The following is a 21,901-nucleotide window of genomic DNA, read 5'->3' as shown; positions in this document are numbered from 1 at the left end:
TCCTAAGTGAAATCGACCACATATTTGGTATTACTAGCAAACTTATACTCGAGAGCAATCGGTTCGCTATTAGTATCAAAATAGTGATTAGAAATTTTAAATAATGGGTCGTTAATCTGGATTCGAAGTTGTTTAGCGAGCTCGGAGTTGGCCACAATCAGTTGCAAATCTTGTTCTAATTTATCGACTTTTTTCTTGCCTGAATTGATGATTTCGAGCGCAGATAACACTTTGATAATTGAAATTTGAAAATCGGGAAAGTTATTTAATGGCAGGACAAAAATCTCTTTCGTAATACTGTTTTTTGCCACTTCAAGGAAGCTAATGTAATAGATCAGTTCAGCCGGTTTTATTTTTAGTAATTGACTGTAATATGCACCTGCTTGTCTTAAGTAAGCTTCTTTGATTACTTTTTTGTGATTGGGGTAGATGTATGGTTTTATGATACCTGTCATCTCTAAAATATTTTGGGTCGAGAGCGTTGGCGCAACAAACAGACCAACTCCTTTTTTCCTAACCACCATATTTTGATCAACTAATCGATCTATTGCTTTACGGACAGTTGTTCGACTTACATTATAATCTTTTTGCAATTGCCCTTCGGGTGGTAACTCAGCACCAACGCCATATCGTCCGGTATTTATCTGCTCGAGTAATTGAGCGGCAATTTTTTCAAATAGCTTCATTTATGTTTTTCCTCATAATTGAAGATATTTTTGGCCGATAAGTGATACCGAAATCGGTTACCAATCAAATATTGTTCAGTATATTCAAATGGTTGAAAATTATTATCGTAACTATAACTTGATACTTTATAGATAGGTGTTCCTTCGGCAATAGCTAAATACTCTGCTTTATCTTCGGTCGCCGCTTCGTAGGTGATCTCTTCCCGTCCATGGCTTGGTGTAAAATGATAATGCTCTTTAAGGTATTCATAGAGCGAAATGTTATTTAAGTCCTGTTTTTCTAAATCGGTAAATTTTTCTGAAGGGAGATAATTGATTTCATAAGAAAGCGGTATTTTCCCCAAGAGACGTTGTCTGATAATTCTAATTAGTTGCTGGTTAGATCCGAAAAAGGTACGCAATTGTGCAGGCATCTTTATAATTTGATTGGACAATACTTTTATTTCAATTTGAACATTTTCTTCTTTTTGGATCTCTTCACTAAACGAAGACATTTTTAGCATATTGATTTCAAAAACATTGTGTTCCGGGCTATAGTTATCTGCTTGAAACATATAACTTTCCATAGCTAAATCATGCAAGGCTTTCCTGACGGTTGTTCGGCTTACCTTAAAAAATTCGGCAAGTCCTCGCTCAGTCGATTTTTCCGTAATAATTTTAGGATTTGCTCTTATTTGTTCTTCTACATCGGTTTTAGACGCAATATCTCGGTATTCCAAAGATCACTCTCCATTACTGGGCTTTTTTAATTCACAGATATATCTTAAATCACATAATATAGTTCAAAAAATAGATAAAAAAATACATGCTGTCAATTTTAAGTACCAAAAGTGTAAGGGAGATCACAAATTTTATGAGAAATACAATAAAATCAATTAAATGAATATTAATTAGGGTTGACAGTGGGGTAAAATAGCAGCAGATAATGTGTTAAATAAACACTATAAAGCAACTGTTTATATGCTATTGCTGAGAATACAAGCGATAAAGCGGATAATAAAAAAGCCTACTCAATGAGCAGGCTTTTTTATATAAATTGGTCGGCGAGAGAGGATTCGAACCTCCGACCCACTGGTCCCAAACCAGTTGCGCTACCAAGCTGCGCTACTCGCCGTTAGATGTTTCATACTTTGCATAAATGGGGTGGCTAATGGGATTCGAACCCACGACAACTGGAATCACAATCCAGGGCTCTACCAACTGAGCTATAGCCACCATATGAAGTAGGACGAAATATTACGCATAAAAAATAATATTGTCCAGTATATTTTTTAAAAATAATGCTAATTGGTTATATTAAAAGCGCTTAAAGTCTATTCTTTTACCATCAGGGATAACATTAAACTTTATGCGACATAATATCAATTATCTGAGTATCCAATGCTTTCATACTATTACTTGCAATCGCCCCTAGATTATTAATGGTCGTTTCAACACTATCACAAACAATGCCTTCATTACCGGTTACTCGAATCCTATTTAAAGCCATCAATACAGCCTTAAATCCAGATGAAACCGATGTTGACACTTTCATTGCACAACTATTTGATGCACCATCACATATTATTCCTGACAAATCACCAACCATATTGCATATTGCCATATCTACTGGCTCATATTGCTCTTTTCCAAGCAACCATGCCATACCAGCAGCAGCTCCCATTGCAGCCGTTGATGCTGCACAAAGTGCTGATAAAGGTGGGAATTTGCTATGTATATAGATCGCAATAGTATGAGATAAAATTAATGCTCTAGCTAATTGCTCTGGCGTCGCATTTAAATAATCGGCGACAACAACTACCGGCATAGTTGCTGTTATCCCCTGATTACCCGATCCGGAGTTACTCATTGCAGGTAAAGTCGCACCACCCATTCGTGCATCAGATGCTGCTGCGGTGCGAATCATCACTTTGGACAGCAAGTCATCTGCTAACAATCCTGTTTTTGTTTGTTCATACAATGTTGCAGCAATACTTAAACCATATTCTCGCCTTAATCCTTCTTGTGATAAAGCATTGTTTAATTCTGCCGAATGTAAAATAAATTCGATATCATCAAAATTAGCTTGCGTTGCAAACTCATATATCTGTTTGACTGACATATGGTTTATGATCGACTCTTGTTTAGATTCACCTTGTGTTCTTTTATCTGCTTTGAAAATAGTTTCACCATTTTTTTCGATCAAAATTACGTTAGTATGTGAGTTTTCGATGCATACCCTAACATGATCGGTATTCGTATAAATATTGGCTTCAGAATAAATAGCAGTATTATTATCAGCAATTTGTACATTAACTTTATGTTCACTAATTAACGTTTTAGCCTGATTAATTTGTTTTGGTTTAATATTTTTTAATACTTCAAGGCCAGCTTGAGCATCGCCACCTATTGCCCCAATTGCTGCGGCAATAGGTAATCCAACCATACCGGTACCTGGGACAGTAACACCCATGCCGTTTTTCATTAAATTTGGCGAAACAAAAGCCTCAATACGATTAATATTATTTTTATCAATATATTTAGCTGCAACAGCAGCAGCCAAAGCAAGCGAGATAGGCTCAGTACAACCAAGAGCCGGTAAAACTTCGTGTTTCACCAATTGAATTAATTGTTGCCAAGTTAGTTCCATTTATTATCTCCATATAGCTAACAATAAGTACTGAAACCTTCAATTTATAAATAATGCGACTATTTTATTCTATTTAACTTGAAAACTGAATGTACTGCTCACATATTACATAACAAGTTAGTTAAAAAATATTAATGAAACATAGCTTTTATTAATAAATTACATCACTACTAACAGTTCCATATTCAATCGTTTTTTGATTGAAATATACACTATAAAAATAGAGTAAATCTAAATTTCTATACTTAGTTGCATAGTAAATAAATTAATCAGGAATAGTTCAAAATATGTAATATTTTAGTAAATCCACCTGACTTTTTTTTTATTATTGCAATAATGTAACTATCTAAAATTAAATAATAATGGCGACGTATGATAAATATTTTATTAATTGATGATGATGTAGAATTATCACAAATGCTTAGCGAATATTTAACCAATGAAGGTTTTAATATTAAAAGTGTTTATTTGGGTAAAGATGGTATTGATGAAGCGCTTTCAGGTAAATACCGTGTGGCAATTTTAGATGTAATGTTACCTGATATTAATGGAATTGATGTCCTAAAAAGCATTCGTCAACAATGTAATATGCCAGTAATTATGCTAACGGCTAAAGGTGATAATATTGATCGCGTGTTAGGGTTAGAATTAGGTGCTGATGATTACATTCCAAAACCATGTTATCCACGTGAATTATTAGCTAGATTACGAGCGGTTTTACGTCGTTTTGATGAACGTTCGGTTGAATTAGTCGATGATAAAAAATATCACTTTAATGGTTTAACCTTAGATATTCCTCAGCGATTATGCACTTGGAATGGTCAACCTATTGATTTAACGTCTACCGAATTTAACTTATTAGTTTTACTTGTGAAACATAGTGAGCGAGTGGTAACTAAAGAAGAATTATCTGAAATTGGGCTTGGTCGTGCACGAGAGCTTTATGACCGTAGTGTAGATGTCCATATCAGTAATATTCGCCAAAAATTACATCAAGTCGCACAAAATGATGTAACCATTGAAACGATAAGAGCCGTTGGTTACCGTATTCGTTAATGTAGGTTTGACATGAATCGTCGATTATTTTGGAAAATTCTGATTATCTTTTGGATAATCTTTTATCTTACTTTCCAATTAACTTGGATTGCTTTCTCTTATTATATAGAGAATAAAAATCAACGATTCTTAAATCATATGCCAACTAAAGTGGATATGATTGCACAATTACTACATGTTGCTGGTGAAGATGAGACTCTCAATTTTATCGCACATCTCCCCGAACGTGAGCGAGTTTTATTGTCGATAAAATTGGTCTCTCCTCAAAATGATCAAGTCAATATCATCACAGATGAATTAGAATCAACCAGTTATTTATATCAAAGGATGGCGGTTGCGCCAGACGGAACACTTTACTCGGTATCATTTAAAGACGATAAAACAGATCATAGCAATAATAGGAAAACTTTATTCAATATGCCAACTCCCATTGTACTAATGGGGATATGTGTTGGGTTAGTATTCAGCCTTTTTTTAGCATGGAACTTAACCAGACCAATGAAGTTATTAAGGCAAGGGTTTTTTAGAGTTTCTCAAGGCGATCTTTCTGTCCGCCTATTCAAAAAATTAAAACCTCGTCGTGATGAGCTTAGCGAATTAGGTAAAGATTTTGACATGATGGTTGAACAGCTCAATATCTTAATTTCTGATCGCCAAGCACTACTTCATGATGTTTCACACGAACTTAGAACACCACTGGCCCGTTTGCAGCTTGCCATCGGCCTTGCACAGCAAAATAAACAAAACATAGATACTTCATTAGCTAGGATTGAGTTAGAGTCGGAACGCCTAGATCAATTAATAGGTGAAATTTTGAATTATTCACGCGCAGAAATGAATAATCGAACCGATGAATATTTTGACTTAAAAGAGTTAATTGGTGTTGTTGTTAATGATGCTAACTATGAAGCAAATCATCAATCTATTGAAGTAGTATTTAGCATATCATCGATTTCACATTCTATTGTTAAAGGTAATTCAGAACAAATACGACGAGCGATTGAAAATATTATTCGTAATGCTATCCGCTTCTCTAAAGCCGGTCAGACTGTTGAAGTATCGTTAAAAGAAGCAGGAAAATATTTACAAATAGAGGTTAAAGATCGCGGTCCTGGTGTAGATTCAAGTAAATTATCAAGCATTTTTGAACCTTTTGTCCGTATTCAATCAGCACAATTAGGTAAAGGCTATGGGCTAGGCTTGGCGATTGCAAGAAAGACCGTTATTATGCATAACGGTACTATTCAAGCTAATAATCGAGATGGCGGTGGTTTAGTGGTAACAATAAAACTACCTTATTGGCGAAAGCATTAATAACATTCTGAATTAACAGTTAAAACATACTCTTTCACAAGGCTTTCAAGTGTAATTTTATCATAACCAGTAAAATTCAAATTTTTCATAATTGTTTGTGGATTAGTTTCAAGTATCGCCTTATATTCAGCTATATATTGCTTTGCAATTGGTTTATAAGACCAGTGCCACTCTTCTGGTAAATATCCACCCTTTCTTCCTTCATTAAATGGCTGGCAAAAACCATATTTTGGTAAGTTTTCACGAAGCCATTGATACAAAATAATACCCTTTTTATCATTTTTAAAATATTCAGATGACACGCTGGTAATATCAATATCTGTTCCCCAATGATGCCTTGATGTGCCAGGCATTGAAGATAATTTTAAGATTTCTTCGGCAATTTTTTGTGGCACTTTTAACTTAGGTAATAAGGCGTCCCATTTACGTTGCCAAATGCCATTTTGATACGTGTAATTACGTGTTGCACTCACAACTATAAACGGAATATCTGGATAAGATTTTTTAAAATCGTTATAAGCTTTAATTAGCTGCTGAGTGGGCTCTTTTTGAAGATACATGCCTTTTTTATTTACTGGTAATATTGTTGAATCCAGAGCAATAAAATCGCTGTCTTTTTTCTCATCAAATTGGCCTGTAAGTTTATTTAATGGAATTGATTGTGCCATAGCAAATGTTGAACATAAAAGTAGAGTTAAAGTTTGAGTAAAATTGGCAATTGTTTTTATTATTTTTTTCATCATTCAAATTGTAATTAATATTATATTAGCCAGACAAGGTGAAAAACAGTATAATCCTTTCCCTAAAAATTGAAATAGCCATAATGTGTAAAAACGAGGCAATATGTTAACACCAGCTACACAAAAATCGTCTGGCGATTGTTCAGATGTGACAACCAATCAAAACACCACAAATCCAACCAACGAAAAAATTAACTTACTTAACTTCACTAGACAGCAGTTAAGAGAGTTTTTTATTTCCTTAGGGGAAAAACCATTTAGAGCTGATCAAGTGATGAAATGGATCTATCATTTTGGGATAGATGATTTTGATCTGATGACCGACATCAACAAAAAGCTCCGTGAACAACTAAAAAAATTAGCTGAAATTAAAGCACCTAAAATTGCTCTTGAACAGCGATCATCGGATGGTACCATTAAATGGGCGTTAGATGTGGGTAATAATCAGATGATTGAATCGGTTTATATCCCTGAACGTGATCGAGCAACTTTGTGCGTATCATCACAAGTGGGCTGTGCGCTTGAATGTAAATTCTGTTCAACTGCTCAGCAAGGTTTTAATCGCAATTTAACTGTTTCTGAAATTATTGGCCAGGTTTGGCGAGCATCAAATGCGATTGGTGTCACAGGTAAATTAGCCGATCGGCCTATCACGAATGTTGTTATGATGGGTATGGGTGAACCTTTACTTAATTTATCTAACGTTGCACCAGCAATGGAAATCATGTTAGATGATTTTGGTTATGGTTTATCAAAAAGACGTGTCACACTTTCAACCTCTGGCGTAGTACCGGCATTAGATAAATTGGCAGGAATGATTGATGTTGCTTTAGCTATTTCACTTCATGCACCAAATGATGAAATCCGAAGTGAAATAATGCCAATCAACCAAAAATATAATATGGCAATGCTACGTGATTCAATTTTACGTTATCTATCAACATCAAATGCTAATCACGGTAAGGTGACAATTGAATATGTTTTACTCAATCAAATCAATGATAGTGTTGAACATGCGCATGAACTGGCAAAATTCTTAAAAAATGTGCCTAGTAAGATCAATTTAATTCCATGGAATCCATTCCCTGGAGCACCTTATTCTCGTTGTTCAAATACCCGAATTGATCGCTTTATGAAAACATTAATGGGTTATGGATTTACGGTTATTGTTCGTAAAACACGCGGTGATGATATTGATGCGGCTTGCGGGCAACTTGCTGGAGAAGTGGTTGATCGTACTAAACGCACACTGTATAAGAAACAAAACCTTATTCAACAATAAAAAGGAGTTGTGGATGAAAAGCGTATTAATTGCATTAATTAGTATGTTAATACTAGCTGGCTGTCAAACAAATGCTCGTGAAGAATTTGATCCTGAAGCAGCGGCACTCGCTAGAATGCGATTGGGCTTAGGCTACTTAGCTAAAGCCAATGAATCCGAGGATAATGTTAAAGCTGCACATTATAATCTAAAATTAGCCGCTGAGTATTCACCCAATAATCCACAAGTGATGCTGGCAATGGCAATGTTTGATCAGCATGTTGGTGAATATAATGAAGCAGAAATGATCTACAAACGTATTACATTAATGCAACCTGGTAATGGCTTATTTCATGTCCATTATGGCTCCTTTTTATGTGGCAGGAATCGTTATCAAGAAGCCAAAGAACAATTTAGCAAAAGCCTAGAATTTGATCGACACCGCTGGAAAGCCGATACCTACGAGCAATATGGTTATTGTGCGATTCAAAATGGAGATACAAAAACGGCAGATCTTATGTTCAAACAACTTTTTGAATATGATTCAAACCGCCGAAATAATGTAATAAAAACAGCAGAATTTTATAAAAATAAAGGCGATAAAAAGATAGCTAACTATCTATTTTTAATATCAAAAAAATAAATTATAAAAATTAAAATAAAAATCATTAGAAGCAAGAGTAAATATCATGAGTTTTTGGGCTATTTTATTATTAGCATTAGCCATGTCGACTGATGCATTTGCGGTAGCGGTTTGTCGTGGCGTTTCGCTTAAATCAACACCCTTTTTCGGTGCATTAAAAGTAGGCGTTTTATTTGGCTTTATCGAAGCTATTACCCCTATACTAGGCTGGTTTATTGGCTATATTGCACTTCAATATATTGAAAACTGGGATCATTGGATCATTTTTGCCGTCATGCTTTTGTTAGGTCTTAATATGATTTATCATAGTTTTAAAGAAGAAAACGATGAAAATGACGACCAAAAACCCCTCTCCTCAAAATCATTTCTAATATTAGTCCTTACGGCTATTTCAACTAGTATTGATGCTTTTGCAATTGGTGTTGGATTAGCCCTTGCTAGTGTCAACATCTACTTCGCTTCAACAATGATCGGGTTAGCGACTTGTATTATGGTTACCATTGGGTTATTGCTAGGTAAAAAAATTGGTTGTTTAATTGGGAAAAAAGCATCATTTATTGGCGGTATAGTGCTTATCATCATTGGTTCAATAACACTTTACCAGCACTTAACAAGTTAATTTTGAATATTTTATATAATCAATCGCTTTAGGTATAAAAAAACCACTCACATAACGGAGTGGTTTTTATTAGGAGAAACAGCAGAATTACATCATTCCGCCCATTCCACCCATGCCGCCCATACCTGCAGCAGCACCTAAATCAGCTTTATCATCTTTAGGTAGATCAGTAACCATACATTCAGTTGTGATCATAAGACCAGCAACAGATGCAGCATATTGTAATGCGCTACGAGTTACTTTAGTTGGATCTAAGATACCCATTGCGATCATATCGCCGTACTCTTCAGTTGAAGCATTGTAACCATAGTTACCTTTACCACCTTTAACTGCGTTAACAACAACAGATGCTTCTTCACCACAGTTAGTCACGATTTGACGTAATGGCGCTTCCATTGCACGAAGGGCAACTTTAATACCTACGTTTTGATCTTCGTTTGCACCTTTAAGGTCTAAAATTGCAGATGCAGCACGAACTAACGCAACACCACCACCGGCAACCACACCTTCTTCTACCGCTGCGCGAGTTGCATGTAATGCATCTTCAACACGTGCTTTTTTCTCTTTCATTTCAACTTCAGTTGCTGCACCAACTTTAATTACTGCAACACCACCTGCTAATTTAGCTACACGTTCTTGAAGTTTTTCTTTATCGTAATCAGAAGTTGATTCTTCGATTTGTTTACGAATTTGTTCAACACGTGCACTGATTAAAGACTCTTCACCAACACCATCGATGATAGTGGTATTGTCTTTATTGATAACAACACGTTTAGCTTGACCTAGATCTTCTAAAGTTGCTTTTTCAAGCTCTAAACCAATTTCTTCTGAAATTACAGTACCAGCTGTTAAAATAGCGATATCTTGTAACATTGCTTTACGACGGTCACCAAAGCCAGGTGCTTTAACTGCGGCAACTTTAACAATACCACGCATAGTGTTCACAACTAAAGTTGCTAATGCTTCGCCTTCAACATCTTCAGCAATGATTAATAGTGATTTACCTGCTTTAGCAACTGCTTCTAATACTGGTAATAATTCACGGATGTTAGAGATTTTTTTATCCGCTAATAAAATATATGGGCTATCTAATTCAACCGTTGCTGTTTCTGGCTTATTGATGAAATATGGTGATAAATAACCACGATCAAATTGCATACCTTCAACAACATCAAGCTCGTCTTGTAAACCAGTACCATCTTCAACAGTGATAACACCTTCTTTACCCACTTTTTCCATTGCTTGAGCAATTAAAGTACCAACAGTTTCATCTGAGTTAGCAGAGATTGTACCTACTTGAGCAATCGCTTTAGAATCAGCACATGGTGAAGATAATTTTTTAAGCTCTTCAACTGCTGCAACAACTGCTTTATCGATACCACGTTTTAAATCCATTGGATTCATACCCGCAGCAACCGCTTTTAAACCTTCATTAACAATAGCTTGAGCAAGTACTGTTGCGGTAGTTGTACCGTCACCAGCGGCATCGTTTGCTTTTGAAGCCACTTCTTTAACCATTTGTGCTCCCATGTTTTCGAATTTGTCTTCTAATTCGATTTCACGAGCAACTGACACACCATCTTTAGTAATAGTTGGTGCACCGAATGATTTATCTAATACTACGTTACGTCCTTTTGGACCTAAAGTTACTTTAACTGCATCAGCTAATACATTGACGCCTTTAAGCATTTTAACGCGAGCGTCATTACCAAATTTTACATCTTTAGCTGCCATTTTGTATTTCTCCTAAATTCTGTCTATAAATTAAATTATTTGCCAATTACGCTTGAACAATGGCTAAAATATCGCTTTCAGATAAGATAAGCACTTCTTCGTTATCAATTTTTTCTGTTTTAACGCCATATCCTTCATTGAAAATAACGATATCACCAACTTTTACATCTAGTGGTTGAACTTGACCATTTTCTAAAATGCGACCATTACCAACAGCTAAAACTTCACCACGTGTTGATTTACCCGCAGCTGAGCCTGTTAAAACAATACCGCCAGCTGATTTTGACTCTACTTCTTTGCGTTTAATGATCACACGATCATGCAATGGACGAATTTTCATTAGTTATCTCCTAGCACTAATATAAATTAAATAATTATTAACAATAAATCATAAAATTATGATCTATATAATATAGTGAACATTAAATGGGGGTTGTTTTAAATTCTTCAAGAGAATAACATTAAAAAATTTTTTAATTGATTAATTATTAGTCATCTTTACGCTCAAATTCACCCTCAATTACATCATTAAGTTGCGCATTGTTGCTAGAAGAAAATGATCGAACTTTGAAAGGAAATTTTTTAACAATAAAGCGAACAATATAATCTTGAACGCGTGGAATTAACAAAATCCCGCCAAGCATATCGGTTAAAAAACCAGGAATTAGCAATAAAAAACCCGCAAAGAGTAAGGACACACTCTTAATAATTTCATCTTTAGGGCTTTGATTATTAGCGATTTTTTGTTGCATAATACTTAGGTTATTTAAACCCTGCTTTTTAATTAAAGAAAACCCAATAATCGAAGTGGCAATAATACCAATTAAAGCAAGAAAAACACCTATTGAATCAGCAACTTTTATAAAAAAGCTGAGTTCCAAATAAGCATAAATAAAAAAAACAATAAATCCAAAGACTCGCATATAAAATTCCTCTAAGTATAGAGTGATATTATGTCATAATAAGTTACTAATATAGTAATAACTAGTTAAATTTCAACCAAACGACATATATTTTTCAAAATATCTTACAAAAGGGATTGACTGATAATCGGGAATCGTGTTTAATACACCTCCATTGTTGCCCGGATAGCTCAGTCGGTAGAGCAGGGGATTGAAAATCCCCGTGTCCGTGGTTCGATTCCGCGTCCGGGCACCAATTACGAAAAAGGAACACCAGCGAAAGCTGGTTTTTTTGTGTCTGAAATTCCGCTAAATAAATATATTCTCTATCTTTTTTAAGCATTTCCGTTGTATTACCAGTGATAGTTATGATGCTAGATAGCTTGCTTTTATAAATCAATTAAAAAAGTATATGAATTAAGAACTGTCTTGAGCTGATTATAAACTCCAAATAATAGATTTTGTTTGTAATATGATAGTTTGAAAGATTGTGTAACGACGATTTACAATCGTTGTATCGTAATACAATGGCACATCTAAGATCTGCTCAAAGAATATCTGCTTGAATTATTTTTTATACCCAAAATCTCGCCACTCTCATCTTCCTCCACACCTATATATCTATTTTTGTTATAACTAAATGCAAAATAATCGTTTTCGCATCTCACCATAATTTGGTCTAATTATTTCATATTTTTATCATTACTAATCCAATACATTAGTAGCGTAGCATGAGGTGTCGAGTGAAAAATTTACCTCTTTTTCAAAAATTATATAGGCATGGGATCAGCTTAATCTTATTGGCAATTTGCACTTTTATGCATCAAGCGCAAGCAATTGAATTACTTAATGTGTCTTATGATCCCACGCGAGAGCTTTATAAAGCATATAATCAGGCTTTTATCGAGTATTGGCAGCAGCAAACCGGTGAACGGTTGACGATAAATAATTCGCATGGTGGGTCTGGTAAACAGGCACGTTCGGTCATTGATGGTTTGCAGGCTGATGTGGTTACGCTTGCGTTAGCGAGTGATATTGATGCGTTAAACCGTTATCAAACTAACATATCACCTGATTGGCAAGCTAGGTTGCCAAATAATAGTGCGCCTTACCATTCAACTATTGTCTTTTTAGTGCGTAAAGGTAATCCAAAACAGATTTATGATTGGGGTGATCTCATAAAAGATGATGTTGAGGTAATAACACCCAATCCCAAAACCTCGGGTGGGGCTCGTTGGAATTTTTTGGCGGCTTGGGCTTATGCTAAAAGTACCTATGGTAACGATGAACAAGCTCAAGATTTTGTCACCAAATTATATCAACATGTTCCGGTTTTAGACACAGGTGCCAGAGGCGCAACCATTAGCTTTGTACAGAGAGGCTTAGGTGATGTTTTAATTTCTTGGGAAAATGAGGCTTATTTGGCGTTAAGAGAGCAAGGTGGCGATCAATTAGAAATTATTATGCCCTCATTATCCATTTTAGCTGAGCCGACTGTGGCTTTAGTCGATAAAGTTGTTGATAGCAAAGGTACACGTAAGCAAGCGCAAGCTTATTTGGAATACTTATATAGCGATCCGGCACAACATATTATAGCCAAGCATTTTTACCGTCCTGTTAATCCTGACATCCTTAAACAATATGCAGATCAGTTTCCTACCATTAAGTTAGTTACGGTTGATAATGATTTTGGAGGATGGCAAACAGTGCAAAAAAAATTTTTTAGTGATGGGGCCATCTTTGATGCAATTTATGCTGAGATAAACTAATTACTACTTATTCTGGCAATTTTATGTGTGTGCTCACTTAGCTTTGCGGTATAAAGGTGAATGTTATGAAAGTTGCAAGCATTAAACAACAACGGATCATCCCAGGTTTTAGCTTAACGTTAGGTTATACTTTAACCTTTCTTAGTTTGATTGTGCTTATTCCGTTATTAGGTTTATTTCTTTATTCAACAAAGCTGTCTTTTGAGGAGTGGCATCGGTTATTAGTCAGCAAACAGTTTTTATTGGCATTAACTCTTTCATTAAGTACCGCATTTATCAGTGCCGGTTTAAACAGCTTTATTGGTTTATTATTGGCTTGGGTACTGGTGCGTTATCGATTTACAGGACGTAAGATAATGGATATCTGTATTGATATCCCGTTTGCCTTACCAACAGCCGTTGCTGGCATTGCGTTAACCGCAATTTATGCCAAAAACGGGCCAATTGGTCAATGGTTCAGTTTTAAAATTGCTTATACCCCCATTGGCATTACCTTAGCGCTGTTATTTGTTACATTGCCGTTTGTTGTGCGCACTTTACAACCGGTTATGGCTGATTTACCACGTGAACAAGAAGAAGCGGCGAGTTTACTTGGTGCATCGCCTAGGCAAATTTTTATGCATATTATTTTACCTGCCATTTTACCTGCTTGGCTAACGGGGTTTACCCTCGCTTTTGCTCGTGCTATTGGCGAATATGGTTCAGTGGTCTTTATTGCCGGTAATATTCCATTTAAGACCGAAATATTACCGTTATTAATTGTCTCAAAACTTGACCAATATGCTTATGATGCCGCTGCCGCGATTGGCGTAACGATGTTACTGATTGCTTTTGTATTGTTATTAATTATGAACAGTTTACAGCGAAAACTTAACCGTAAGATTAATAAAAACCATTAATATAAGATTATGCAGATATTACAATCAATAACAGAAAAAAAGAGAGTAACCCGTTTACAGCTATTGCTAATCTTATTGGCGGTAATACTGTTTTTCGGACTTTTGTTGTTGCCGCTAGTTGTGGTGCTTGCGCAAGGGCTAGCTAATGGTGTAAATGCATTTTGGCAAGTGATTGTTGAGCCAGATACCTTATCCGCTTTTAAATTAACACTGATTGCCGTTGGTGTGGCAGTGCCATTAAATGTGATATTTGGTGTATGTGCAGCATGGGTCATAACTAAATATCAGTTCAAAGGCAAACAAATATTAGTCACATTAATTGATTTACCGTTCTCGATTTCCCCCATTGTTGCAGGTTTAATCTATGTATTGCTATTTGGCGCACAAAGTGCGTTGTATCCGTTTTTGCAGGCGTGGAATATTCAAATTGTCTATGCGATTCCAGGAATTATCTTAGCAACGATTTTTGTATCCGTTCCTTTTGTGGCAAGAGAACTCATTCCGATAATGGCGCTACAAGGTACTCATGAAGAAGAGGCCGCCAGCGTCCTTGGTGCAAATGGCTGGCAAATTTTTTTCCACATTACTTTACCCAATATTAAATGGGCCTTAATGCATGGTGTTGTTCTTTGCACCGCTCGCTCACTCGGTGAATTTGGCGCGGTATCGGTTGTTTCTGGGCATATTCGTGGTTACACCAATACATTACCGCTTCATGTTGAGATTTTATACAATGAATACAATATTGTTGCCGCATTTAGTGTCGCTATTTTGCTATTAATGATGTCGCTTGCGTTACTCTTGATTCGTCAATGGATTGAAAGGCGCTTAGCCAATGAATGTCATTACGGGAACTAAGAGGTAGATATGAGTATTACACTACACAATATCAATAAAAGTTTTGAACACGTTAATGTCTTAGAAAATATCAATTTCAGCATAAAACAAGGTGAATTAGTTGCACTATTAGGCCCATCTGGTTGTGGAAAAACAACTTTACTGCGCATTATAGCCGGTTTAGAAACTGCCAGTTCAGGGCAAATCTATTTTGCTGATAGGGAAGTAACTAAGCTGAGCGCCAAGCAACGAGATATTGGTTTTGTCTTTCAAAATTATGCGTTATTTCGGCATATGAATGTAGCTGAAAATGTGGCATTTGGACTAAAAATGAAACCAAGATCTGTACGATTAAATAAAACAGCAATTGATGAACGCGTTAATCAATTACTCGAATTAGTGCAACTTGACCATTTTGCCAAACGTTATCCAGACCAACTGTCAGGTGGTCAGCGTCAGCGAGTTGCGTTAGCGCGTGCGTTGGCTTCGAAACCTAATGTGTTGTTGCTTGATGAACCATTTAGTGCTTTAGATGCTAAAGTCCGTAAAGATTTAAGGCGTTGGTTGCGTGATTTTCATCATGAACTCAATGTTACCAGCATCTTTGTTACCCATGATCAAGAAGAAGCACTGGAAGTTGCTGATAGAATAATTTTAATGAATCAAGGTCACATAGAGCAAATAGGTACCCCTGCTGAAGTCTATAAGCAACCAAAAACCGCCTTTGTTGCGCATTTTCTAGGGGATGTTAACCTTTTATATGGTTATATTGAAAATAATACATTAATCATTGGTGATTTTTACAAAGATATGAGGGAACAAGGTACCTGGCCTGATCAGTCTACTATCGCTTATGTTCGACCTCACGAAATCAGTATTGCTAAAATTGCCCGAAAAAATGATATCCAAGGAGAAGTTGTACGTATACATACTGCTGGTCCAACCGTCTTTCTGGAAATTGCTGTAGCCGGACAACCAAAGCATATTGATGTATCTATTAGCTATCGACAATATGAACAACAGCAAGTTGAAATTGGTGATACTGTCTACTGGCAACCTGCACTCGTTAATATTTTTATGCAAGATGAACTATTAGAGTTTATGATTTAAGGAGAATGATTCCTATAAATTAAATCTGATAATCAAGTATTTTGGAATGAGTTTGCTCAATTAATGCATGACTTTTGATATCTTCGAGTGACAACTCTTGATTGCATAATTGAATAAAGCGCCAAATATAATTACGTTGTAATTTATGTCGTTTTAATCCTAGCCATGTAACATGTGATTCAAACAGATGTTTCGCATCCAATTCAACTAAATTGATATCATGATCAGGGTTGTACATTTTATTACCTAAAATACCAATCCCTAAACCTAACTCAACATAAGTTTTAATAACATCAGGCTCCTGAACATTGAGCGAGATATTGGGTGTCAATCCGATAGCTGAAAAGGCTTTATCAATACTTTTACGAGGAAATATTCCTTGACGATAAGTGATGATAGGTAATGTTTGTAACATATCTAACGTCACTTTATCGACTTTAGTCAAAGGGTGATCTTTCGGAGTAACTATAGAGTAATGCCAACGATAAAAAGGGTAAATAGCAAGTGAACTGTTATCCACTCTTTCATTATCAATACCAATATCTGCTTCGCCAGAAAGAAGCTGAGAGATAATTTCACTAGATGATCCCTGATTGATAATGATATGAACTTTAGGAAAAAGCATTCTAAAAGATTTTATAATATTTGGGAGAATATAACGGGCCTGAGAGTGGGTGGTGGCTATCACTAATGAACCTTCATCAGTATTAGAAAAAATGGTTGATAACCGCTTAATATTATTAATTTCATTTAAAATTCGCTCGGCAATAACCACCAATTCTAAACCGGGTTCAGTCATGTTAATCAAGCGCTTACCTTGACGAATAAAAAGATCAATATTCAGCTCTTCTTCTAGCTCTTTGATATGTCGGCTTACACCAGACTGAGATGTGTATAAAGAATTTGCGACTTCGGTTAAATTATAATTACAACGCGCAGCTTCGTGAATAATCCTTAATTGTTGTATATTCATGACGATCTTCCTAGTAAAAATTACTTTATTCCCGTTATATAGTTGTATTATTTATGTGTAAGTTGCTGTATATAATTAATAACTAAAAAGTGAATTATTTAAAAAATTTCAGACCGCCAGCAAGCATAAGCAATATGATGAAACTGGTTATAAGCATTTTGTCTAATTTATAAATTATGCTTATTCGTAATTTTATTAGTAAAATTATGTACTTTGATAAGTAATTTCAGTATAAAAGAACGTATAAAAAAGACAAATATGATAAAGTAATAACCATATGAATTATGGCTATATATGCCTACAGTCAATAAAAATAGTTTAAAATTATCAATCAACAACTTTTATACTTATCTCAATTCGCCTCTTGATAAAAATCGATCGCTGAATTGAGTACCGGTTTCACAACCTCATGACGAATAACAAAATCACCAAATCCTTCTTCTTTATTGCGATGAATGGACCATGCGGCAATAAGTGGTTCGAGTGCTAATAAAATCTCCTCTACATTCACGTTTTCTTTATATAAGCGAGGAATTCGTGTGCCTTCTCGATTACCGCCAAGATATAAATTGTAGCGACCAGGTGCTTTACCCACCATGCCCACTTCCGCCAACATGGCTCTGGCGCAACCGTTAGGGCAACCGGTTACACGCAAAATAATATAATCATTGGATAAGTGATGCTGACTTAACATCTGTTCTATTTTAGTTACAAACGTCGGTAAAAACCGCTCGGCTTCAGCCATAGCAAGTGGGCAAGTTGGGAAAGACACACAGGCCATGGAATATTTACGTTGTAATGTGACAGTATCGTCAAGCAAACCATATTGACGTGCAATTTGTTCAATGGCTGTTTTTTGTTCCTCTGGCACGTTAGCTATAATTAAGTTTTGATTGGCGGTTATACGCAGATCACCTTGATGAATTTTGGCAATTTCTGCAACGCCGGTTTTTAATGGTTTATTGGGATAATCAAGTAACCGACCATTTTCAATAAATAGCGTTAAATGCCAGTTATCATCAATACCTTTATACCAACCAAATTGATCACCTCGTCGACTAAATTTATAAGGTTTACTACTTAGAAATTTACTTCCGGCACGTAGTTCAACCTCTTTTTTGAAGTTTTCCACGCCAACACGTTCAAGCGTATATTTAGTTTTGGCATTTTTTCGATTATTGCGGTTACCCCAATCACGTTGAGTGGTCACAACGGCCTCAGCAAAAGTCAGTACTTTTTCGACAGGAATAAAACCAAAATCATCGGCTTTGCGTGGGTAAGTTGTTTTATCACCATGCGTCATTGCCAAACCACCACCAACTAATACATTAAAACCAATCAGTTCGCCTTTTTCTGCTATTGCTACAAAGCTAAGATCATTAGCATGAACATCCACATCATTAATCGGGGGGATGACAACGGCAGTTTTAAATTTACGCGGTAAATAAGTCGAACTTAAAATTGGCTCACTATCGGGTGTAGAAAGCTTTTCACCATCCAGCCATATTTCAACGTAAGCACGGGTTTTCGGTAAAAGATGTTCTGAGATTTTACTTGCCCAATGATAAGCTTGTTGATGAACTTTTGATTCCACAGGATTTGAAGTACATAAAACGTTACGATTCACATCACCGGCAGTGGCAATCGAATCTAGCCCTATCTTATGCAACAGCTGATGAGCAGACTTAAGGCTGCGTTTAAACAGTCCGTGAAATTGGAAAGTTTGTCGAGTCGTGAGTCGAATACTGCCATATTTTGTTGCTTCAGTAGCAAATTTATCGATAGTCAGCCACTGTTTTGGGGTGATGATACCACCGGGCAGGCGGCAACGTAACATCATGGAGATCAGTGGCTCGAGTTTTTGTTCTGTGCGTTCTTTACGAATATCGCGATCATCTTGCTGATACATGCCATGTAAGCGAATTAGCTGAGAATTATCGCTGTTAAAGCCACCCGTTAAACCGTTATTAAGATCATCAACGATAGTGCCTCGCAAATAATTACTTTCTCGCTTAAATCGTTCAGAATCCGATAAAGGCAGATCAGAGACATCATTTTGTGGCGGTGTTAAATTGACTGTTTGAGTCAGGGTAACTGTTTTAGATTTGCTCATATTACATCACTCGATAAATTAATATTAGTTGTTGTATCTGTTTATCATTAGTAAACATCTCGTTGATAGCGCTTTTGACTTCTTAATTCATCCAAATAACTGATAGCTTGTTCTTGACTATATTGTGCTTGAGTCATCAAAATTTGTTGAAGCGCTAAATCAACCGCTTTTGCCATACGTTTAGCATCCCCACAAACATAGATAAAGGCACCTTCTTGTAGCCATTGCCAAATATCACTGGCTTGAGCAATTAATTTATCTTGTACATAGATTTTCTCAGCTTGATCTCGTGACCAAGCAAGATCGATGCGAGTTAACAGACCTTCTTTAACATAGCTCTGCCATTCCACTTGATAAAGAAAATCGGATATAAAATGTGGATTGCCAAAGAATAACCAATTCTTACCGGTAGCACCTTCACTCGCACGCTGTTGTAAGAACGCCCGAAAGGGGGCAATGCCCGTACCGGCAGCAATCATAATGATTGGTGCATGAGTATCATCAGGTAATCGAAAATTATCATTATGCTCTATAAAAATTTTGACTTGATCTTGATCAGCAATTTGATATGCTAAAAATCCAGATGCGCCGCCCATACGGATCTTATCGTCGACCTGATAACGTACTACATTTACGGTAAGATGAACTTCTGAGCCAACTTCATCTTGCGCAGAAGCAATGGAATAGAAACGCGGAGTAAGAGGCCGAAGCAATCCAACGAAGACCTGTGCCGCTATCTTGCCGCGATAGCGGTTAAGCATATCAACCAGTGGTAATGTTTGACTCATTTCCAATAAGGCTTCTCGATCGCCAATTAAGGTAAGAAGTTCGGGATGTTGAACGGCTTGAGCGTATTTTTCAATAATGATCGGCGTATTTTGAGTCAATTCAACATATTCAGTCAGAACCGTTTTTAAAGCGATCTGTTGTCCATGATGTTCAACTGGCGTTTCACCTGCAAGCTGGGTGATACTTAGTATCTCCTCCACAAGTTCATTACTATTTTGATACCAAACACCTACCGCATCACCAGGTTGATAATGAAGATCCGAATCGGACAGGTCAAGCTCAATATGACGAATATCACGATCTGAATCGCGTGAGGTGATTTTTTGATTAACGTTAACTGCGGCAATAAATGGATTATCGCGGTGATAAAGGCTACTGTTAACGGCTATACTGGTAGAATTTTCTGTTGGCGATTGTGTATTTGATAGTTGTAATTGACTAAGTTTATCAATCACTGCCTGTCGCCAAGAGGTACTTACGGTTTGAAAATCTGTATCAGCATCTACGCGTAGTAGCAGGCGCTGAGCATCTAATTCAGCGAATCGTTGATCAAAGTCTTTAGCGGCTTGACAAAATTTTGGATAAGAAGCGTCACCTAAGCCAAAAACCGCAAACTGTAAATGAGTTAATTTAGGCGCTTTAGCTGCAAACAGATATTTATAGAGTGACAGCGCTTCTTCCGGTGGCTCTCCCTCACCTTGGGTTGAGGTCACCAATATTAATATCTCTTCCTGACTGAGTTTTTTAGCTTTATATTCTCCTGCCGGCAGATGAGTCACCGCAATACCCAAACGTTCAATATCCTGACTTAACTCGTTAGCTACTCGGCGGGCATTACCGGTTTGTGATGCCGATATGATTGTGACTTTTTGCTCCGCTTGTGTCATATTGGAGGGGAGAGTGGTACTCGGTAAAACTTGTTCGACGGAACTTTTTTCCGCCCGTCCCCATAAATAACCCGATAACCAAGCTAGCTGCTTATCGTTGTAATTTTCAATAATTTTTTTTAATTCATCACAATTAAAAGGAAATTGTTGTGTACTCATACGATGACCTTATCTGATAGCGTTTAGCTATCGTTAAATTGCTATTGGCTCGTAACCTTAACGTGCTATGGTAAATCCAACCAACTTAGATTCACTTACCTTTTGTCGGTAAAGCCTAATGTGGTTTATTCTACAAAGATCAAAAAGTTATTTTATGTAAACCGCACTCTCTACCTTGTGGTCCTTTAGTTGGATCGACGTAGTCCATTTCGTTAGGTAAATTATGTTTTTCGATATAATTCTGCATATCTTGACTCGTCCAATCGAGTATTGGGGCGATCTTAAATAAATTGTCCCCTGCTTTTGTTACAATATTGAGTTCTTGCCTTAGCGCAGATTGTTCACGGCGTAGTGCAGTAAACCACAATGTGGGTTTAAGCGTGGACAAAGCACGGTTAAACGGTTCAATTTTAACAATTTGTGTAAACTCGGTGTGTTCCGGAGTATCAAGTTCAGGTAGCCCGCCATATCGCACATTTAAATAAGCGGTCGTCCTTTGTGGAACAAAAATATGTAAATTAAGATTAAGTTGCTTAGTAATTTCATTGGCTACACGATAGGTTGCATTGGTTGCATAACCGTTATCGACCCAAACAACCTTAATATTCGGATCGATTTGGGTAACAAGGTGCAAAAGTACTGCCTCATAAGGGCCAAAATGGGTACTGATAATACTTTTCACTGGAATATCTTGTTGTTTTTTCAGTGCCCATTCAATAATGGTTAACGGTGACTGATTTTGCAATTTTTGGTTAACTTTAGTTAAATCTAGCATGGCTTT

At 36.4% G+C, this 21,901-nt stretch carries 20 protein-coding genes and 3 tRNA genes; 10 read left to right on the top strand and 13 right to left on the bottom strand.

Going from position 1 to position 21,901, the window contains the following annotated elements:
* Nucleotides 1-2: 2 nt before the first annotated feature.
* The 5 genes from J3U09_RS08885 to J3U09_RS08865 form a co-directional block, all read right to left on the bottom strand.
* Complete coding sequence (locus J3U09_RS08885) at nucleotides 3-686, bottom strand: GntR family transcriptional regulator (protein WP_065562745.1); 684 nt, start codon at nucleotides 684-686, stop codon at nucleotides 3-5.
* Nucleotides 683-1,405: a GntR family transcriptional regulator gene (locus J3U09_RS08880; RefSeq protein ID WP_081299500.1), complete on the bottom strand. Its 723-nt coding sequence runs from the start codon at nucleotides 1,403-1,405 to the stop codon at nucleotides 683-685. The genes J3U09_RS08885 and J3U09_RS08880 overlap by 4 nt, the downstream gene beginning before the upstream one ends.
* Before the next feature lie 318 nt (nucleotides 1,406-1,723).
* Nucleotides 1,724-1,800: transfer RNA gene (locus tag J3U09_RS08875), tRNA-Pro, on the bottom strand.
* 25 nt (nucleotides 1,801-1,825) lie between these two features.
* Nucleotides 1,826-1,901 (bottom strand) — tRNA-His (locus J3U09_RS08870).
* 124 nt (nucleotides 1,902-2,025) lie between these two features.
* Nucleotides 2,026-3,315 carry a serine dehydratase subunit alpha family protein gene (locus J3U09_RS08865; RefSeq protein ID WP_267332211.1) on the bottom strand — a complete coding sequence of 430 codons (1,290 nt, stop codon included), beginning with the start codon at nucleotides 3,313-3,315 and terminating at the stop codon, nucleotides 2,026-2,028.
* A 375-nt stretch (nucleotides 3,316-3,690) separates the two neighbouring features.
* On the opposite strand from J3U09_RS08865, the gene J3U09_RS08860 reads away from it, so the two are divergent.
* Together J3U09_RS08860 and J3U09_RS08855 are read left to right on the top strand one after the other, a co-directional pair.
* Complete coding sequence (locus tag J3U09_RS08860; RefSeq protein WP_065562775.1) at nucleotides 3,691-4,371, top strand: response regulator transcription factor; 681 nt, start codon at nucleotides 3,691-3,693, stop codon at nucleotides 4,369-4,371.
* A 12-nt stretch (nucleotides 4,372-4,383) separates the two neighbouring features.
* Nucleotides 4,384-5,685, top strand: a complete 1,302-nt coding sequence (locus J3U09_RS08855; protein WP_065562747.1) for an ATP-binding protein — start codon at nucleotides 4,384-4,386, stop codon at nucleotides 5,683-5,685.
* Here J3U09_RS08855 and J3U09_RS08850 read toward each other — a convergent pair.
* On the bottom strand, nucleotides 5,682-6,428 hold the full coding sequence (locus J3U09_RS08850) for a M15 family metallopeptidase (RefSeq protein WP_081299501.1): 747 nt from the start codon (nucleotides 6,426-6,428) through the stop codon (nucleotides 5,682-5,684). The genes J3U09_RS08855 and J3U09_RS08850 overlap by 4 nt on opposite strands.
* Before the next feature lie 100 nt (nucleotides 6,429-6,528).
* On the opposite strand from J3U09_RS08850, the gene J3U09_RS08845 reads away from it, so the two are divergent.
* Genes J3U09_RS08845 through J3U09_RS08835 form a run of 3 tightly spaced genes read left to right on the top strand, consistent with a single transcriptional unit; the run spans nucleotide 6,529 to nucleotide 8,948 of the window.
* Nucleotides 6,529-7,707 (top strand): bifunctional tRNA (adenosine(37)-C2)-methyltransferase TrmG/ribosomal RNA large subunit methyltransferase RlmN, encoded by a 1,179-nt coding sequence (locus J3U09_RS08845; RefSeq protein WP_081303311.1) that lies wholly within the window; start codon nucleotides 6,529-6,531, stop codon nucleotides 7,705-7,707.
* Between the two features lie 13 nt (nucleotides 7,708-7,720).
* Nucleotides 7,721-8,329: a hypothetical protein gene (locus J3U09_RS08840; RefSeq protein ID WP_065562749.1), complete on the top strand. Its 609-nt coding sequence runs from the start codon at nucleotides 7,721-7,723 to the stop codon at nucleotides 8,327-8,329.
* A gap of 46 nt (nucleotides 8,330-8,375) precedes the next feature.
* Complete coding sequence (locus tag J3U09_RS08835; RefSeq protein ID WP_267330808.1) at nucleotides 8,376-8,948, top strand: manganese efflux pump MntP family protein; 573 nt, start codon at nucleotides 8,376-8,378, stop codon at nucleotides 8,946-8,948.
* An 87-nt stretch (nucleotides 8,949-9,035) separates the two neighbouring features.
* On the opposite strand, the gene groL is transcribed toward J3U09_RS08835, so the two are convergent.
* The 3 genes from groL to J3U09_RS08820 form a co-directional block, all read right to left on the bottom strand.
* Nucleotides 9,036-10,682, bottom strand: a complete 1,647-nt coding sequence (gene groL / locus J3U09_RS08830) for a chaperonin GroEL (RefSeq protein WP_065562751.1) — start codon at nucleotides 10,680-10,682, stop codon at nucleotides 9,036-9,038.
* A 46-nt stretch (nucleotides 10,683-10,728) separates the two neighbouring features.
* A complete protein-coding gene (locus tag J3U09_RS08825; RefSeq protein ID WP_034915350.1) occupies nucleotides 10,729-11,022 on the bottom strand; it encodes a co-chaperone GroES in 294 nt (97 codons plus the stop codon).
* A gap of 148 nt (nucleotides 11,023-11,170) precedes the next feature.
* Nucleotides 11,171-11,605, bottom strand: a complete 435-nt coding sequence (locus J3U09_RS08820) for an FxsA family protein (RefSeq protein ID WP_065562752.1) — start codon at nucleotides 11,603-11,605, stop codon at nucleotides 11,171-11,173.
* Between the two features lie 159 nt (nucleotides 11,606-11,764).
* On the opposite strand from J3U09_RS08820, the gene J3U09_RS08815 reads away from it, so the two are divergent.
* From J3U09_RS08815 to J3U09_RS08795, 5 genes are all read left to right on the top strand, one after another.
* Nucleotides 11,765-11,840 (top strand) — tRNA-Phe (locus J3U09_RS08815).
* A 529-nt stretch (nucleotides 11,841-12,369) separates the two neighbouring features.
* Entirely contained in the window at nucleotides 12,370-13,353 is a 984-nt protein-coding gene (locus J3U09_RS08810) for a sulfate ABC transporter substrate-binding protein (protein WP_267357991.1), read from the top strand.
* 80 nt (nucleotides 13,354-13,433) lie between these two features.
* Entirely contained in the window at nucleotides 13,434-14,252 is an 819-nt protein-coding gene (gene cysT / locus J3U09_RS08805; protein ID WP_416380062.1) for a sulfate ABC transporter permease subunit CysT, read from the top strand.
* A 9-nt stretch (nucleotides 14,253-14,261) separates the two neighbouring features.
* On the top strand, nucleotides 14,262-15,110 hold the full coding sequence (gene cysW, locus J3U09_RS08800; protein WP_267357930.1) for a sulfate ABC transporter permease subunit CysW: 849 nt from the start codon (nucleotides 14,262-14,264) through the stop codon (nucleotides 15,108-15,110).
* A 9-nt stretch (nucleotides 15,111-15,119) separates the two neighbouring features.
* Nucleotides 15,120-16,199 carry a sulfate/molybdate ABC transporter ATP-binding protein gene (locus J3U09_RS08795; RefSeq protein WP_267357928.1) on the top strand — a complete coding sequence of 360 codons (1,080 nt, stop codon included), beginning with the start codon at nucleotides 15,120-15,122 and terminating at the stop codon, nucleotides 16,197-16,199.
* A gap of 19 nt (nucleotides 16,200-16,218) precedes the next feature.
* Here J3U09_RS08795 and J3U09_RS08790 read toward each other — a convergent pair whose 3' ends face one another.
* From J3U09_RS08790 to J3U09_RS08775, 4 genes are all read right to left on the bottom strand, one after another.
* On the bottom strand, nucleotides 16,219-17,172 hold the full coding sequence (locus J3U09_RS08790; protein WP_065562756.1) for a LysR substrate-binding domain-containing protein: 954 nt from the start codon (nucleotides 17,170-17,172) through the stop codon (nucleotides 16,219-16,221).
* A gap of 352 nt (nucleotides 17,173-17,524) precedes the next feature.
* A complete protein-coding gene (gene cysI / locus J3U09_RS08785; RefSeq protein ID WP_267357926.1) occupies nucleotides 17,525-19,285 on the bottom strand; it encodes an assimilatory sulfite reductase (NADPH) hemoprotein subunit in 1,761 nt (586 codons plus the stop codon).
* Between the two features lie 47 nt (nucleotides 19,286-19,332).
* Complete coding sequence (locus tag J3U09_RS08780) at nucleotides 19,333-21,120, bottom strand: assimilatory sulfite reductase (NADPH) flavoprotein subunit (RefSeq protein WP_267357924.1); 1,788 nt, start codon at nucleotides 21,118-21,120, stop codon at nucleotides 19,333-19,335.
* Between the two features lie 139 nt (nucleotides 21,121-21,259).
* The gene (locus J3U09_RS08775; RefSeq protein WP_065562758.1) at nucleotides 21,260-21,895 is read right to left on the bottom strand and encodes a phosphoadenosine phosphosulfate reductase family protein; all 636 of its coding nucleotides are present in this window, start codon (nucleotides 21,893-21,895) and stop codon (nucleotides 21,260-21,262) included.
* Nucleotides 21,896-21,901: the final 6 nt, after the last annotated feature.

It is taken from the genome of Gilliamella sp. B2889 (assembly GCF_026536885.1).
In the GTDB taxonomy this organism is placed as follows: Bacteria; Pseudomonadota; Gammaproteobacteria; order Enterobacterales; family Orbaceae; genus Gilliamella; species Gilliamella apicola_E.
Note: the sequence above shows the minus strand (reverse complement) of the source record. Positions and strands in the feature narration are given on the sequence as shown.